This is a genomic window from bacterium (genome assembly GCA_035281585.1).
Lineage (GTDB): Bacteria > UBA10199 > UBA10199 > DSSB01 > DSSB01 > DATEDP01.
The window spans coordinates 13,732-30,000 of the sequence record DATEDP010000073.1; the positions used below are offsets into that span (position 1 = coordinate 13,732).

Annotated in this window: 9 protein-coding genes (1 of these 9 only partly in view); 5 read left to right on the plus strand and 4 right to left on the minus strand. The window is 62.3% G+C overall.

Going from position 1 to position 16,269, the window contains the following annotated elements; all coding sequences use genetic code 11:
- Positions 1–189: 189 nt before the first annotated feature.
- Positions 190–4,722 (plus strand): hypothetical protein, encoded by a 4,533-nt coding sequence (locus VJR29_05750; GenBank protein HKY62908.1) that lies wholly within the window; start codon positions 190–192, stop codon positions 4,720–4,722.
- Positions 4,723–4,728: 6 nt separating this feature from the next.
- Here the strand turns inward: VJR29_05750 and VJR29_05755 are convergent, their stop codons facing one another.
- The gene (locus tag VJR29_05755) at positions 4,729–5,232 is read right to left on the minus strand and encodes a hypothetical protein (GenBank protein HKY62909.1); all 504 of its coding nucleotides are present in this window, start codon (positions 5,230–5,232) and stop codon (positions 4,729–4,731) included.
- Positions 5,233–5,440: 208 nt separating this feature from the next.
- Here VJR29_05755 and polA point away from each other — a divergent pair, with 208 nt between their 5' ends.
- Positions 5,441–8,116, plus strand: coding sequence for a DNA polymerase I (gene polA / locus VJR29_05760; protein HKY62910.1), 2,676 nt, complete (start codon positions 5,441–5,443; stop codon positions 8,114–8,116).
- 72 nt (positions 8,117–8,188) lie between these two features.
- Complete coding sequence (locus tag VJR29_05765) at positions 8,189–9,310, plus strand: DUF11 domain-containing protein (protein HKY62911.1); 1,122 nt, start codon at positions 8,189–8,191, stop codon at positions 9,308–9,310.
- Here VJR29_05765 and VJR29_05770 read toward each other — a convergent pair.
- Together VJR29_05770 and VJR29_05775 are read right to left on the minus strand one after the other, a co-directional pair.
- Positions 9,261–10,073, minus strand: a complete 813-nt coding sequence (locus VJR29_05770) for a hypothetical protein (GenBank protein ID HKY62912.1) — start codon at positions 10,071–10,073, stop codon at positions 9,261–9,263. The two genes, VJR29_05765 and VJR29_05770, sit on opposite strands and share 50 nt — an antisense overlap.
- Positions 10,074–10,446: 373 nt before the next feature.
- Positions 10,447–11,523 (minus strand): helix-turn-helix transcriptional regulator, encoded by a 1,077-nt coding sequence (locus VJR29_05775; protein ID HKY62913.1) that lies wholly within the window; start codon positions 11,521–11,523, stop codon positions 10,447–10,449.
- Positions 11,524–11,654: 131 nt separating this feature from the next.
- Here VJR29_05775 and VJR29_05780 point away from each other — a divergent pair, with 131 nt between their 5' ends.
- Positions 11,655–12,221, plus strand: a complete 567-nt coding sequence (locus tag VJR29_05780) for a hypothetical protein (GenBank protein ID HKY62914.1) — start codon at positions 11,655–11,657, stop codon at positions 12,219–12,221.
- A 55-nt stretch (positions 12,222–12,276) separates the two neighbouring features.
- Here the strand turns inward: VJR29_05780 and VJR29_05785 are convergent, their stop codons facing one another.
- Entirely contained in the window at positions 12,277–13,581 is a 1,305-nt protein-coding gene (locus tag VJR29_05785) for an FHA domain-containing protein (GenBank protein ID HKY62915.1), read from the minus strand.
- Positions 13,582–13,910: 329 nt separating this feature from the next.
- On the opposite strand from VJR29_05785, the gene VJR29_05790 reads away from it, so the two are divergent.
- A protein-coding gene (locus VJR29_05790; protein ID HKY62916.1) for an Ig-like domain-containing protein crosses the window boundary here: on the plus strand, positions 13,911–16,269 show its 5' portion. 1,199 nt of this gene lie beyond the right edge of the window; only the first 2,359 of its 3,558 coding nucleotides appear in the window; the start codon lies at positions 13,911–13,913; its stop codon lies off the right edge, out of view.

The following is a 16,269-nucleotide window of genomic DNA, read 5'->3' on the forward strand; positions in this document are numbered from 1 at the left end:
CACAACCATTTCGGATTTTTGCCGAAAAGTGTGGCAGAGCTTTTCCATCCGGATATAGGTAAAAACACCAGTGATATCGGCTGGTTAAATATGACGACGGACAGCGCAAATCTCAGGTCGGGGGGCCTGTCGACCGGCTTCGCAAACGGCCCTTTCCGCCCGCCGCTTGCGGCGGAAGACCGGAGAGGCTTGAACTCGGGCTTTCAGGTCGCCCGTCTGCTCGACCATCTCGCCGCCGTCGACGGCGAAACCGGTTCCACTTCCCTACAAAGTGTCTTGAGCTCGGGCCGGGCCCGCAACTTGGCCGCGGCCCTCGAGCATCTTTCGCCGGATGCCCGCCGCCGCCTCGAGGAGCGAGTTCCGACGGCCGCCCGCGCCGAGCTGCTCGCGCTGGCCGGCGAAAGCGACGCCGAGCTTTTCGGCGAGGGGCTTTTTCATTGGGCCAGCCGGCAAGAAGCCGCCGACCGCCTGGATAGCGCCGCCTTGGTCTATGAGCTGCTTCGCCACCGCGGCGAGGACGGCGCGGCCTTGCTCGAAGGGATTCCCGATGGCTTGCGGGCCCGGGCCGCGGCGCGGCTCGACGCGATCGAGGGAAAAGGCCCGGCCGGCGCCCGAGTGGAGTTTTTGGCCCGGCGCTTCGTCCGCGAGGCCAGCAATCCGGTGACCCTGGTCGGCATGGCCGCCGGCAGCTTCGCCTTCACGAGCGTCCGCAGCGCCTTGCTGGCCCGGACCCTGGCTTCGGGCCGAACGGTGCTCGGCGCCCGGGCTTTGGCCTCCAGTGGAGCCTTCCTGACCGAAGTTCCGGTTTTCTGGGGGACGACCAAGGGGCTCAATGAAATCCTCCATCCCGGCGTCCAAGCTTGGGATGCCCGAAGCAACCTGCGGGAGCTGGCCGGCTTGGGCCTGACCTTGGGCGCCTTGAAGCTCAGCGGGGCCCTGAGTGGAGGCGCGCTGCGCTGGGCCCATCAACCCAATGCCCTTGGACAGGCGACGCGGCTCTCGGGTCTCGGTTCGATCGGCCAGCGCTTGGTCCCCCAGGTCGGCATGCTCGGCGGCATCATGGCCGGCCACCGTCTCGAGGAGATGGCGGGGCTGCGTCCCCACGTCGACGGCGCCACCACTTTGACCGATTCTCTCATCCTGCTGATGCAATTCAACGTCGGCGGCAATCTTTCGCGCCGGATGATGGGCGAGCGCTTCCACGCCTATACCGAAAGCTTGGAGCGGCGCTCTCGGATGATGGAGAGCGACGTCTTTGCCAACCAAAGGGCCCGGCTTCGCGCCGGCTGGGAGAATCTCTTTCCCGGCTCCGGTTCGGGCTTGGTCGAGGCCGTCGCCGGCGCCGGAGCGGTTGCGCCGCGGCGAAGCCGGCCGGCTCAAGCGCCCGACTTCGTGATGATGATGAACGGCAACCCCGAAGGCCCGGGGTCGGGCCGCCCCGGGGAATTGTCGGAATCCGGCATCGCGACGCCGCGGGTGTCCGAGGGGCCGCCGCTTCCTCGCCGCACCAACGTGAATCGCAACGGCAACGGCGTCATCGTCGACCGAATGGAGCCCGAGCTCAAGCCCCAGAAGCTGCTGGGCTTGCTTTCGGAGCAGGTGCAGAGTGAAATTCTCCAGCCGATCAGCCTGCAGCCGAGCCAGATCGGCCGGGCGAACGAGATGCACTTGGGCGACGGCTTGGCGATGGCTCTTTCGACCCGGATCCAGGACGTGCTCTTCGAAGCCGGCACTTTCGAGCGAGGGGCACCCTTCGACAGCTTGCCCGAGAATTACCGCCAGGCCCTGCGCAGCGCCGACGAGCTGGTCGGCGTCGTCGAGTACTTGCGGCGCTCCGAGAACCAGGCGGCCTTCCAAGCTTTCGAGGCGGCGATGGATCCGGAGCTTTTCGCCCATTATGAAAATCTAAAATCCCGCCTCTCCGAGCACTTGGGACCGACCTTCGAAGCGCCCCAAGGACGGATCGCCGTCGGCCAAGAGGTGGTTCAGCCGGATAAGGCGATTCTCTCGATCGGCTCCGGCGACATGATGGGGATGCTGGCACTTTACCGCCATAACATCCGGCCGGGCGGCCTTTCTTGGCGGACCAGGCTCTTCGCCACCGCCCGCGATCCGGCTCAGGCCGCCGAGATCAACAACCGCGGAACCAACCGGGCCAAGATCAATTTGCGCCAAATCCAGCTCAATTATCTCTACGATCCCCCGATCGAAGCGGTGGGCCCCGGCGGCTACCGCGGTTTGACCCAGGAGGCCTTGCAGCGCACCGTCCGTCTTCAGCTGCTCAACGTGCCCAGCGACCAACTCCATAAGATCCTGACGCCGGAATATCTCCGCAGTCTTCCGGAGAACGCCATCCTACTCGAGGTCATCGGCGGCTTCATCGCCCATGAAAACCTGGGGCTTTACCGCGAGGGATTGGAAGAGGGGCGCTCTTTGCTGCCTTACCAGCTGATTCGACGCGCTTTGGAAGCCAATAGCCGCACCGATGTTTCCATCGTGAGTGGCGGCGGATTCATTCCGGGCAAGCGGCTGTGGAACGGCGAGCAGGTTCGGATGGTCTTTGCCGGGCCCGAAGGAGCCGTGCCCCGCTCTTCGCCGGCGGCCGAGCTGGTGGCCCGGGTTTTCGCCGGCCCCTCCGGTTCCAGCGACTTCCTCGAGGCATCGGTTTCGCACCATCAGCACTCGACCGAGCTAGGCAAGGCCATGAAGAACGTCACCAGCCTTCTGGCCGGTTTTCAAGCCGCCGAGGCCGTGGCGGCCCAAATGGAAAGTGGCGCGGTCGATGTTAGGGCCTTGCAAGGCCGCTACGAAACCGAGATTCGCAATCCGCTGTTCTACGGGGTGATGCGGAGCCTGCTGCGTGAAAATGACACCGAAATTCGGACACGGGATCCGGATTACCGGCTGGAGGTGGCTGACGATTATTGGCGCTGCACCCAGATCAGCATCGAAGAGATCCAACGGTTGCTTCGCGATGCCCGCGAAGTCGACGTGATGGACCGGCAAGCGTTGCGCGACTTCGTTCTGAACCGGGTGGTCAATAACACCAAGATCGCCAGCACTCGCAATCCGAAGCGCGGGATGGTCCAGTCGCTCTACAATCAATGGCGCCTGCGCGGAACCCCCTTCGAGCTTCGTCAACTTCTGCCGATGGAGGAGGATGGGGTCACGCCCAAGATGACGGAAGAGGGCGTCAACAGCCTCCTGCCCATGACTCAGTACTACAACCATTCCGGCCAGCCGGTGGAGCGCCGGCGCCTTCCTGCGGAGCTGTACCGAGGCTACTCGGCCTTCAACCCCAACAGCCCCTTGGTGCTGCCGCCGCGGGTCCCGGATACGGTGCGGCGGGCCTTGCAGGGCGATTTCGCCGGAATCGATGCCGGCCGCTTGCGCCGGGCCTTGGCCCAGCGCTCGGAAACGGCGATGAACCGGCTCGATCAGCAATTGCGCATTCTCGACCGATTCCGCCGGGCCGGCGATCGCTCGTCCGAGCAGGCCGCCCGAGAGTACGAGCTTACCTTGCGCTTGATCGCCGCGATGAAGGAGGGCGAGCCGCTGCGCGTCGCCCGAAGCCCGATCATCCGCCCACCCTATGGGAATATGTTCGTCATCCGGATGGCCGGCGACTCCGAGAGTCCCAACGTCTACCGGGCCTACATTCGGGTCGACGGCCAGCGGGTGATGGACCGGATCACCCAGCTCGGGGCCTTCCTGCGCAGCTTCCCCGAAGGCAGCCGCCTGCTCACCGAGGTCAACGTCGAAGGCCTCGATCCGCTGGAGCACGCCCGGGAGCGAGCCGAGCTCGAGATGACTTTGCGCAGCATCCTCGATTCCTATCAAAGGGTCCGGCCCAATGACCGCTTGGCCCTGATGCTGGGCGACACCCGGATCATTGCCGAGCGCCGCGAGCGGGAGGGGCCCAACCGCGCTTACTTCGATGAGCTGGGACCGCTGGTCGAGCGGCTGCGCCGCTCCTTACCGCCGGGCCAGCACGTTTCGCCCCAGTCGGTTCGGAACACCGGTCAGGCCCACGGCGGCTTGATCGAGAATTTCCTGCAGAGCAATCCCGGTTGGCCGATGCTGTTGGGCTATTTCGGCGGCCCGGTCAGCCAAGGCATCAAATCGGCGCTGACTCGGCCGGAGCGGGGGACATTGATCGGGATATACTCCGGCGGCCAGATGATCGACTCCTTCTCGGTCTTTCGCGGGCGGGACAATCGGCCGATGGTGCTGAATCACGGCTTGATGAGCCGGCTCAAGAGCCTTTACCCGGACGAGCCGGCCTATCAGGGAATCAACTCCATTCATTTCTACGAAGGCATGCGGCTCGATCCCTTCCTGCGCGACTATGAACGCTATGCCGCCAGCACCGGCCATGCGGACTTGAATTATCGTTTGATCAATCTGCGATCGATGCCGCTGGAAGAAGCCCTGACCGGCAGGGTCGAGGGCGTGAATCCGGCACTGCTCCGCCTCTATCTGGAGGGCGATTCGCCGAATTCCAGCCGCGAAGCGATGTTCCAAGAGCTGGCCCCGCTTTACGAAAGGCCCTTCGGCGAAGTCGAAGCCGAGACCGCGGCGATCCTCCAGCGCCGACTCGAGCCCTTCTACCAGGAGCATGCCGCGTGGATCGATCAGTTCCCGCTCTTCAAGCTCTTCCAGCGGCGGCGCAACGCCCTCGCTTTCCTGATGCGCAACGGCGAATCGTCCGACCATGAATAAGCAAGATCAATGATGGTGGTGGATTCGGTCGGCGTGATGCTGCCGGAATATCTCCTCGGACCGGTGGGCCAGGTCCTTGCTCTCGGCATGGACCATCACCAAGACCTCGCCTTGACGGAGCCCGTCGTCGATCCGCTTGGCCTGCTCCTCGGTGAAGCCGGCCGAAAAGAGGCTGGCGCCGATGCCGCCGGCGGCGGCGATGATGGCCACGATCGGACCGGCCGCGAGCAGTCCGGCGCCGGCGGCGATCATGGCCGCGGTGGCGGTGAGGCCGGCGACGACGGCGCCGAAGATCCCGCCGAACTTGCCGGCCCGCACCGACTCCTCGTGGAGGAAGTCGCTGCCGACCATCCTGACCAATTCTTCCTTGTCGTAGGCCTCCTCGCTGAGGATGAGGCTGACGTCGCCGGCCGTGAGGGGCAGGGGCGAAAGGGCCTCCATGGCGGCCCGGGCTTGGTCGGCGTTGGGGAAAAGAGCGAGAACGGTGGTTTCATGAGGGTGACGTTTCATCTTCTTCCCTCCATATTTCCCTCCCCCCTCGTGGGGGAGGGTGCCCGTAGGGCGGGAGAGGGGGGAGGGCACAAGCAGCATCTTCGCTTGCCATGCCCCCTCTCCCGGTTCGCCTTCGGCGAACCGGCCTCTCCCGCAAGGGGGAGAGGTCAAAGCCAAATTTTAGCGCCGGCTTGCCTCGGCGTCCAAGCCAATTTATAGATCTCCCATGTCCGAAAACCCGGCTTTATACATAGTTGACGGCTCGTCCTACATTTTCCGCGCTTACTTCGCGATCCGCCACCTGAGCAATTCCAAGGGGCTCCCGACCAACGCGATCTACGGTTTCACCCAGATGCTGCTCAAGCTGATCAAGGACGAGAAGCCCGAATATCTCCTGATGGTCTTCGACTCCAAGGAGCCCAGCTTCCGCAAGAACGACTACGCCGAGTACAAGGCCAACCGCGAGGTCCCGCCCGACGATTTGGCCCCTCAATTCGACTACATCAAGAAAGTCGTCGAGGTGCTCAACATTCCCCAGATCGAGATCCCGGGCTATGAGGCCGATGACATCATCGCGACGGTGGCCAAGAAGATCATCCCCAAGGAGCAGCCGGTCGTCATCGTGACCGGCGACAAGGATTTGATGCAGCTGGTGAACGGCCACATCGTCCTGCTCGACACGATGAAGGACAAGCGGATCGATGAAGCCGGGGTTTTGGAGAAGTTCGGCGTGCGGCCCGATCAAGTGATCGACGTCCTGGGGCTGATGGGCGATTCCAGCGACAACATTCCCGGAGTCCCCGGCGTCGGCCCCAAAACGGCCAGCCAATGGATTCAAAAGTACGGGAATTTGGAAGGGGTCTACGAGCATCTCGGCGAGATTCCGGGCAAGAAAGGGCAGGACCTCCAGACTTACCGGGACCAGGCCTTTCTTTCGCGAAAATTGGCGACTCTCCACGAGGACGTTCCCTTTAAGCTGGTCTTCGAGGATCTGCGCTGCCGGGATCCGAATTCCGAGGAATGTCGAAAGCTGTTCAGCGAGCTGGAATTCCACGCCTTGGCCAAGGAATACGGAGGCTCCGGGGCCCCGGCGCCGGCCAAGGCGGCCGGCCTTTCCACCGAAGGTTACCGCTTGGTCAGCCAGGCCGCCGAGCTCGAAAAGTTTCTGGAGCGGATCCAGTCCGCCAAATCCTTCGCCTTCGACACCGAGACCGATTCGTTGGACCCGCTCAAGGCCAAATTAGTGGGGCTTTCTTTCGCCTTGGCGCCGGGCGAAGCCTATTATCTGGCGCTGGGCCATGCCGGAGCCGAGAGCCAATTGCCGTTGGAGCCGACCTTGGAGCAGCTCAAGCCCCTGCTCGAGGATGCCGCGATTCCAAAGGTCGCTCAGCATTTCAAATACGATGCCCAAGTTCTGTTGAGCTATGGGATCCATGTCCGGGGCCTGGAGTTCGACACGATGTTGGCGTCCTACCTCCTGGACCCTTCGCAAAGCCCCAAGCTCGATAACTTGGCCAGCCGCTATCTCGATCACAAGATGATCGCCTTCGAGGACGTGGTGCCCAAGGGCCAAAACTTCTCGCAGGTCGGGCTGAAGGAAGCCAGCGCCTACAGCTGTGAAGATGCCGACGTGACTTGGCGGATGGCCGAGCTCTTTCGCGGGAAATTGGAATCGGAAGGCCTACTCAAGCTCTGCCGGGAAATCGAAATTCCCCTGACTTTGGTCCTGGGCCGGATGGAGCGCCAAGGCATCAAGCTCGATTTGGACTTCCTGAGGAATCTCCAAACCGAGTTCGGCGACCGGATTCAGCGGCAAGAGGTCAAGATCCATGAGCTGGCCGGCGGGCCTTTCAACATTCAGTCGCCCAAGCAGCTCGGCGCCGTCCTGTTCGAGAAGCTGGGCTTGCCGGTCCAACGGAAGACCAAGACCGGCTATTCGACCGACGTCGAGGTGCTCTCGGAGTTGGCCAAGCTCCACGAGCTTCCGAAGGAAATCTTGGAATATCGATCCTTGACCAAGCTGAAGTCGACCTACGTCGACAACTTGCTCGCCATCGCCGATCCGGCGACCCACCGGGTCCACACCAATTTCAACCAGACCATCGCCGAGACCGGCCGCCTGTCCAGCGCCGATCCCAACCTCCAAAATATCCCGATCCGCAGCGAGGACGGAGCCAAGATTCGCCGGGCTTTCATCGCCGACACCGGATTTCGCTTGATGAGCGCCGATTACTCGCAGATCGAGCTCCGGGTCTTGGCCGAGCTGTCGGGCGACTCGGCCCTGCGCCATGCCTTCGCCGAGGACTTGGACGTCCACCGGATGACGGCTTCCAGCATTTACGGCGTGCCCGAAGCCCAGGTGACGCCGGCCATGCGCGGCGCCGGCAAGACGGTCAATTTCGCCGTGGTCTACGGCCAGGGCCCCTTCGGTCTTTCGGCCCAACTTGGGGTCACCCAACAAGAAGCGAAGCGATACATTGACCAATACTTCGCCAAGTATTCGGGAGTCCGCGATTATAAGGAAAAGGTCTTGGCCGGTGCCCGCGAGAAGAAGGAAGTCCGCACCCTGATGGGGCGCCGCCGCTTCGTGCCCGAGATCGAAGGCCGCAACACCATCGCCCGCAACCTGGCCGAGCGGATCGCCTTCAACACCGTCATCCAGGGAACCGCCGCCGACATCATCAAGAAGGCGATGGTCGACATCGCGGCCGAGATGGACCGAAAGGGCCTCGGCTCGCGCTTGCTGCTGCAAGTCCACGACGAGCTGATCTTCGAAGTGAAGGCCGAGGAGATCGACGCGATGCGCGACTTGGTCCGGCAAGGCATGGAGCAGGCGGTTCCCTTCCAAGTGCCGCTCAAGGTCGAGATCGGGGTCGGCGCGAATTGGGCCGAGGCCCATTAAACAATTCTTGCCAATCCGAGTCGCTCGGTCTTTTATGGACCTTCCTAAAACTCATTTCGCGAGGTGCTTTCCATGAAAAAACCTTGGACATTGATCAGTCTGACCTTCCTTTGGCTCGTCTCGGCTCAGGCCGCGGCGCAAACCGTGGCGATCATGGGGGCGCCGGCGACTCCGGAATGGAACGACGAGGTCCAATCCAAGCTTCAAGGAACCGGCCTCTTCGATGCCGTCGATGTCTTCAATATCGAGGACGCGACTCCGACCCTCGACGAAATGAATGGCTATTGTGGAATTCTGGCCTACACCGACACCGGTCCCCTCGATTCGGTCGCCTTTGGCGACAACCTCGCCGATTACGTCGATGGCGGCGGCGGAGTCGTGGCCGCCGTCTTCGCGGTCGCCGATGTTCCCTGGACCGGGCGCTTCGATGCCGACAATTATTGGGTCATCGATCCCGCCAACGAGGGCGGCGGCGGCCAGGCGACTTTGGGAACCATCTTCGTCCCCGATCATCCGATCCTGGCCGGCGTGACCAGCTTCGACGGCGGGGAGTCCAGCTATCGGCCCGATGACGGGCTTCATCCCGAGGCCGTCCGCATCGCTGATTGGAGCGGCGGCACCGATCCCTTGGTTGCCACCCGCTTGATCAACGGGGTGCGCCGGGCCGACCTCGGATTTTTCCCCCCTTCGACCGATTCGCGCGACGACTTCTGGGTGGCGAGCACCGACGGCGCCTTGCTGATGGCCAACGCCTTGCTTTGGGTTTGCGCCGGCTCGGTCGACTTGTCTTTGACGAAATCGGCCTCGCCCAGCCCGGCCACGGTGGGAACGAACCTGGTTTATACCTTGGCGGTGACCAATCGGGGGCCGGGCGACGCGACCGGAGTGCAGCTAATCGATACCTTGCCCGACTCGGTGAGCTTCGTTTCGGCGAGTCCCGAGGGCCTCTGCTCCGGCGCCGGCTCGACCGTCACCTGCGATTTGGGGGATTTGGCCGCCAACGCCTCGACCAACGTCACTTTGACGGTCTTGCCCAATTCCAGCGGCATCGTCACCAACACCGCCTCGGTGACGGCCGACCAAGACGAGGACAATCCCGACGATAACACCGCGACGGTGGAAACGACCGTGAACCCGGCCCCGCTCAATCCCGAGATTTCCGGCGGGGGCTGCTCGCTGGCGGTTCGCCGTTAAGGCTCGAAGCGTTCCCCAGCATCAGCCGCAGGCATTGCCGGATCTGCTTGCGGGCCGCCACTCGGTCCTTGCTGAAGGTCCGGACCGGCGCGAAGATGCCGAACTTCATCGCCGAAGCCCAGACGTCCTCACTGCGGCCGTATTCCAAATAATAGGCGCCGCCGGGAGTGGAATAATGGGTCGCCGAGCCCCGCGGCAAATAGTGGACTCCGCCGGGGCCGAGCTCGACATTGGCGTCGTAGCCGGTCTCCGATTCGGAGCGCTGCTTTCCATCCAATAGGAAATCCCAGACGTCCATCCGCCGGTAGCGGCCGGATGGGCCCTCGCTACCGATCGCGGTCCAATAGAAAATCAAATACTCCTTGCGCGAACAATAGAGGACTTGGATTTTTCCGGTGACGGTGCCGGCATAGTTGAAAGTCGGCTCGGGCAGCTCCCGGGCGATCAGCCCCGGATAAGCCTTGAGGAGGTCGCGGTGCAGGGCCTGGTACATCTCGCGGTGGCTGCCGGTCCCGCGATAGGTGAGGATGGCATTGCGGGCCGCCGCCAGCAAGATCCGGGGCTCGAGGCGGTAGTCGCCGCGCTGGATTTGGCGAAGCCGCCGCCGCTCCAGCCGCTTCAGGTAATTTATTCCACGCAGCGAAGCACCGGTTTCGCTTCGGGCCCATTCCTCGTGGGTCAAGGGCAGCGGCGATTCGGCTCGTTTCGGCATCGAGGGCCTAGGGGGCAGGGGACGTTGAGCTCGCAAGGTCGGTGGCGACATAAGCCTCCTTTTCTAGGCTGAAAAGGAGCAAGTCCGGTGCCGGCCGGAGAAGCGATATAAGGCCAGGGGAGGGCCCCCCGCGGGGGATTGGGGCCTCGAATGGGAAAAAACGTGAAGCCGCTAAAAAATCATCAAAAGTGATGACGACGAGCCCGGCCGATCCCGGCTAAATTAGGACAAGAATTAAAGCCTTACGGGATTGCCGGAATTGTTGCTCACCTAGGATGATTCTTCCCGGCAAGGGTAGGGTGGCGAATCTCCCGCTCAACGGGGGATTCGTCTTTTTTTTACCCCTGCCGATCGAGACCTCATCGCCGTCGCGCAGCGCGCTTCCTCGATCTTCTTGCCGTTGACGAAGACGCCGTTGGAGCCCTCAGTGAGGGAGCCCGTGGGCCAAGAGAGCGGCTTGGGTGCGGGAAGCCACGCCCAGTTTGGCGAGGATGCGGCCGACATGGGTTCGAACGGTGGCGCGGGAGATGAAAAGCTCCCGGCTGATCAGGAGGTCGGAAAGGCCCCGGGCCAAGGCCTCGAGGACGTGGGTTTCGGCGAGGGTTAGATGAAAGCGGGCCGCGGCATCGGCCAATTCCAGGCTCACCTTCGGAACCCGAAGCTCGGCTAACACGAAGGGCGAGCCGTTTCGGGTGCGGGCCAAACGCAGTTCGACCAGGACCGAAGCTTGATTTTCGCCGACAAGCCTCACCTGGGGAATGGGGGGCTCGGTCGGTCGGCCTTGGCGACATAAAGCTCCCACTCGCCGCGCCGCTTCGGCGAGAAGCTCGGGTAGAGCATGCTTTCGGTGGCTCAGTCCGAGCCAGCCGGCCGCGCTTTCCGAAGCCCAGAGGAGCCGGCCCTGGAGGTCGCAGGCAATTTTAGCCGGTGAGTCCAGGTCGAGAATCGTTTCGAGAAGGGCCTGGGTTTCGAACCGCGCTTCGCTGCGCGAGATCCTCCGGACCATCGCTTCGAGCGACGGTAGAATCCGCGCCAAGAGATGCTCCTCGCCTTCGCTGAAGTCGGGCTGGCGCCGGGAGCGGGCCAGGATGATCCCCACCGAGCCGGGCTCGAAGATTTTGCTCTCGGTGAGGCGAAAAACGATGTAATTGTCGATGCCGTGGAGCTTGGCATGTTCGTGGTAGACCGGAAGCTCCAAGAATTTCTTCCACTCCGGGCAGCGGGGGCCGCGGAGAATTCGGACATCCTCTCGGCAAAGCGCGTTCTGCATCGGATCGGAGTGTCGGTATCGCTCGACGTAGCCGTTGTGGGTTTCGCGGTCGCCGCCGATGTTGATCAACTCTCCTTTTTCATTGGTGCGATAGATCATGGAAACGCTGGTGTCGCAGAGCCGGTCGATCAGCGGCAGGGTTTCGATGTCGAGATCCTTGAAGGTCGCGGCTTCGAAGGTGGTTCGAAGGACGTCGCCGATCAGCCTTTCTCGGTGAAGCGCAAAAGACATGGAGCCCCCCTCCTTAAAAGCGTCCTCATTTTAGAGGATGGGCAATAAAGACAGCAATCCATAAAAATCATCCTTAGGGGCGACGACGATCAAGAAGAGCGCGGCTAAATTTGGCCACAAAGGAGGAATCTATGAAAGCAGCATTGAAAATCATGGGGCTGGGAATTTTCCTGGCTGGAATCTCCGTAGCCAACGCCTGGGACCACCGGCCGTTGAGCATTACGCCGGTCTTTGCTCGAGCCGAAGTCATTCCCACCTCGGTCCAGGTTTCGATCTGTGAAGGAGCCGACGGCGAGGAATTCTCGGTCGTCCGGTTGCGCGGCCAGGGGCCTATCACTAGCGAGGATCCCCGTTTGGAGGGAACCTTCTTCGCCAACGCGATCACCTTGCACAACTCCGACGGAGTCGGGATCGGCCGCGATGATTTCGAGATCCGCGATCCGGTGACCGGAAGGGTCAAAGTCAAGGGCAGCGCCGATTCCTTGGACGCCGATCCCGAAGCCATCAAGGGCATGGTCACCGCCAGGTTGGCGGATGGAAGCCGCTTTTGGGCCGAGTCGACGGTCCGATTGCCGCCGCCCGGCGTTCAGGCACCGGTCGTCATCGAATACGGCGGCGAAGGACCCGGAGTGCCGGCCGACCGGGCGGTGATCGTCAGCGGAACTTGCCGGGCCTTGTTCAACAGCTTGGACGAATAGATTCCCGGCAAAGGGTAGGATGGCGAATCTCTCATTCGGGAGGTCCGCCTTTTTTTTAGCTCAGGTTGAACTGGAATTTGAAGCTTCCGACCGACACTTCGTCGCCGTCGCGGAGCGCGGCTTCTTCGATCTTCTTGCCGTTGACGAAGACGCCGTTGGAGCTTTTCAGGTCGACCAGCACGTAGTTGCCGCCGATGTAGTTGATCGCGGCGTGCTGCCGGCTGACCTTGGATTCCTTCAGGACGATGTCGTTGGACGGTGAGCGCCCGATGCTGGTGTTCTCGGCCAGGATGAACTCGCTTTCGTCGAGATCGCCCTCGATCAAAAGCATCGAAGCTTCGGCCGGGACCTCCCGGATGTCGATGTTGGCGCCGGTTTCCTCGGAGGGAGACTTGGTGATCGCGGCCTCGGGAGCCTCTTCGTCCATCGGAATGTCGCGAAGAATGGTCGAGATCGAGTCCTCGACCGGCTCGGTCCGGCTCAAGGGCTGCTTGGGTGAAAGCTTCTCCGGCTTGGGCGCAGCCTTGGCCGGCTCGGGAGCCTTGGCCGCAGCGGGTTTTTCGCCGAAGTAGTCGCTTCCGCCCTCCAAGAACATGTCCAGCTCATCGCTCAGCTTGTCCTCGAAACCGGCGTCGGTGTCGCCGGTGTCGACCGGAACGGCCTTGGTTTCCGGCGGCGGCGGGGGCGGAGGGGGTGGAGCCGCCTCTTCCACGAGGTCTTCGACCAGGAAATCGCGGGTCCGAGAGGTGTCCTCATCGGGAGCCTTGGCCGGAGCCGGAGCCGCCTTGGCGACCGGCGGGGGTGGCGGAGCCGAAGGGGCCGCAGTCGGGACCGAGCTTACCGGCGTTTTGAGGGGGCGGGGTTTTTCGGGCTCCCGCTCGCCCTCATAAGGGTGGCCCAAAACGCCTTCATATTGCTGAATCGATCCTTTAATAATATCGAGCAAGTCATTGTATTTTTTTATTTCTTTATTTTGTTGAGTTTCGAGGTCCTTGAACTTCTTGTCATTGAATTCGCCTAAGGTATGGCGGAAGCGGGCCTCCTCCAAGACCTCCTGATGACCGGCCAGGTTGTTCTCTTGCTCGGCCTGGGCACTATACAAAGTCTTCAGCTCGCTCTCGATTTCCCGGCATTTTGCGGAGAATTGGCCCTTCACCTCGTCCATTTGGACTTCGTAATCGGTTTTGACCTTAAGGTAGACGGAGTCGGAAACTGCGGTGCGATGCTCTTCCATTTTCTCCAGACGACCCTCGATCATACGCATCTTGTCCTTGATGGCCGTCGCTTCCTCGAAAAGGGGCTTATTGACGGCGTAGGGACTGGGGGTTTCGTCGCTGACAGTCTTCGCAGGCACGGCCATGATTCCTCCAAAATAAGATCAACAGGCGCGGCTTTAATAGACCCCTTGAACGTCACGTTTTTCCGGGGAATTCCGATTATGAGCTAGCGCCAACCGCAATTCTAGGCAAAGCTTATTTTTTTCGTCAAACACATAAAACTTAAAACATTTCTTTAAGTTAAGGAAGATGGAGTCGATTTCTGGAGGGTGGAGGGTGGCAAGCTCGCCGCCGGGCCTTCGCTCGGTTTTCGCCGCGCGATATACTCGAAGCTCTTGGAAAGATTATGCTTTGTATTTCCAGCGGGCCCGCATAAAAATCGTTAGGCTCCCCTCTATAGCGAAGGAATTCCATGGCCAAAGACAAAGAGAAAAATAGTTCCAAGCCGCCGAAGAAAGTGACGGAAGAGGACTTGGAGAAAACCACCTTCGACATCGATATTCGGCAGCTCGAAGGGTTTGAAGAAACGGTGATGGTCAAAGTGCCTCCGCCCGAGGACTCCGACCTGCACGATATCCAATATTTCGATCAAGAAAAGACCGGTGAGCACGAGGTCGAGCCTCCCGCGCCGAGTCCCGCTCCGGCTCCCCGATCTCCGGCCGCTAGCCAGGACATGGAGGCCACCACTTTTTTTGAAATGCCCGAAGTCGAGGAAGAGTCCGGTGTCGAGCCGCCGCCTTCGTCCCAGGCCAAGGCGCCGCCGCCGGTCCAAGCCAAAGCCCCGGAACCGGCGCGCAAGCCGCCGCCCGCGGAGTCGGTTCCGGCCGCCGTGCCGCCCCTCGCTCCGGCCAAGCCTCAACGCTCCTTGGTCTATTTGCTGCTCAGCTTGGTGTTTTTTCTTTTCCTGGCCGAAGGCACGGTCGAAGCGCTCAGCCGCGGGCCCGGGCTGCGCTTGCCGGCGATCTTGGCGACCGCGCTTGCCGGTCTCTTCGTGGCCGGCAGCTTGCTTCGGCGCTTGGAGGGCCGCCATGCCTTCCTCGGCGTTCTCTTGGCTTGGTTCGGCTTGGTGGCGTGGTCCGGATTTCGATTTTATGCCAGCGACCCGGCCAACCTTCATTTCTTCAAGGTCGGCTTGGCGGCTTGGCTGGGACCGATCTGGGTCTTGGTCTTGGGCATCGCGGCGGCCGTCTTGTCCGCGACGCCGCGGCTTTCCTTCTTGGCCAAGCTGCTGGCCGCCGCCGCTTTTCTGCTGGGGCTGCTTGGCTGGATCTTCGCCTTGGTCGGCGGCCAAGGCCTCGAGGCCGGCTTGTGGGGCGCGCCCGCGCTGAGTGCGATTCCGATCTGGCTTCGGCCCGGCGTGCTGTCAATGGCACTCAGCTTTCCGCTGCTCGTCTTGGCCATCGTTTTGGGGTGGGTCTTGGGCCGCAAGCATGGCCAGCCCTTCCTGCGGCGCGGAGTCTGGGCTTTGCTGGCGATCGGCCTCATCGGCAGCTTGCTGGGTTGGAAGCTGCTCAGCCGCCAGGGGATGAAGGCGCCGGGCACCGCCGTCTTCACCGGCGAAAGCTTCTACGGAGTCACCTGGCTCGATCCGCTGACCAGCCCGATCCGGTTGCAGGTGATGCAGGGCCGCCCGCTCTTCAATTCGCCCGAAGGGATGCCGCTTCGGGTCGCGGCGACTCGCTCCAACCCCTCGGGTAAGGGGCGGCAAAGTCGGCTGATGGTTCGGAACCCGGAAGGCTTGAGCTTCGCCCCGGGAGTCGCCGGCCATTTGGCCTTGAGCCGGGGCGACAAGGCGATGCGCGGCGTTCAAATCGACGTCGATGGGTCGCGGCTGGGCGCGACCCGCGATCTCCTGCTGGTTCTCGACTTGCCTTCGCTGGTCCAGACCGAAGTGAAATCCTCGATGGCCAGCGCGATTTACGAGGCGGCCTCGCTGCTTCAATCCCGGGACAGGCTTCACTTGGCCTCGGCGGCGGGCGCCGAGACCCTGCAAGCCGGCAAGCCCAGCTCTTGGGAGAAGCCGGTCGAGAAAGTTTTGGCCCCGGCGAATGCCGCTTTGGACATGACGGTGGCGATGAAGAAGCTCGCCGGGGCGAAAGGCTTGAAGCAGGCGATTTGGGTCGGTGACGTCTCCAAGCTGCCGCCGGCGGCGACCCGCGGTGCTTGGCAGGCCGAGGCCAAAAAGCATGGGACCGTCATGAGCTTCGTGGTCCTGGGAGCGCTCGCCGAGCCCGCCGCCGAAGTTTACAGCAGCCTCGCTCCAGCCGGACTGGGCTTTGAGATTCTCTCGGCCGCGGCCGAGACTTGGGGCGACGCGACCTTGAAGTTCCCGTCCCTCGCGCCCCTGCCGCGGGCGCGCTGGATCAAGGACCAAGCCGGTCAGGCCTTGGTCAACGGCAAGGTCGAGTTCGAGATCCAAGCCGAGGATCCCGCGGTCATCCAATCCCTGACCTTCCAGCTGGACGAGGAGAAACCGCAGAGCTTGGACAAAGCGGCTTTGCGCCAGAGCGTGGATCTTGTCGCCTTGAAGGTGAAGCCCGGCGCCCATCGCCTCAATCTTTCCCTGACCACGTCGGACGGCGACGTGGTGAGCGAAAAATTGGAGCTGCAATACGTGGCCCGCCGGCCGCTCCGCTTCGTCAAGCCTTTGGACAAGGACAGCATCGCCGGAAATTTCAACGTCATGTTGGCGGCCGGCCAGACTCAGGGCCTCGAAATCCAATCCTTGGAGCTCTCGGTCGACGGCCAGAGGATCGGCCAGGCGACCAGCG

What these genes read in the sequence shown, in the direction of transcription:
- VJR29_05770 (HKY62912.1), bottom strand. Translation starts at nt 10,073, where the DNA reads ATGTCGCCACCGACCTTGCGAGCTCAACGTCCCCTGCCCCCTAGGCCC.
- VJR29_05785 (HKY62915.1), bottom strand. Translation starts at nt 13,581, where the DNA reads ATGGCCGTGCCTGCGAAGACTGTCAGCGACGAAACCCCCAGTCCCTAC.
- VJR29_05755 (HKY62909.1), bottom strand. Translation starts at nt 5,232, where the DNA reads ATGAAACGTCACCCTCATGAAACCACCGTTCTCGCTCTTTTCCCCAAC.
- VJR29_05780 (HKY62914.1), top strand. Translation starts at nt 11,655, where the DNA reads ATGAAAGCAGCATTGAAAATCATGGGGCTGGGAATTTTCCTGGCTGGA.
- VJR29_05775 (HKY62913.1), bottom strand. Translation starts at nt 11,523, where the DNA reads ATGTCTTTTGCGCTTCACCGAGAAAGGCTGATCGGCGACGTCCTTCGA.
- VJR29_05765 (HKY62911.1), top strand. Translation starts at nt 8,189, where the DNA reads ATGAAAAAACCTTGGACATTGATCAGTCTGACCTTCCTTTGGCTCGTC.
- polA (HKY62910.1), top strand. Translation starts at nt 5,441, where the DNA reads ATGTCCGAAAACCCGGCTTTATACATAGTTGACGGCTCGTCCTACATT.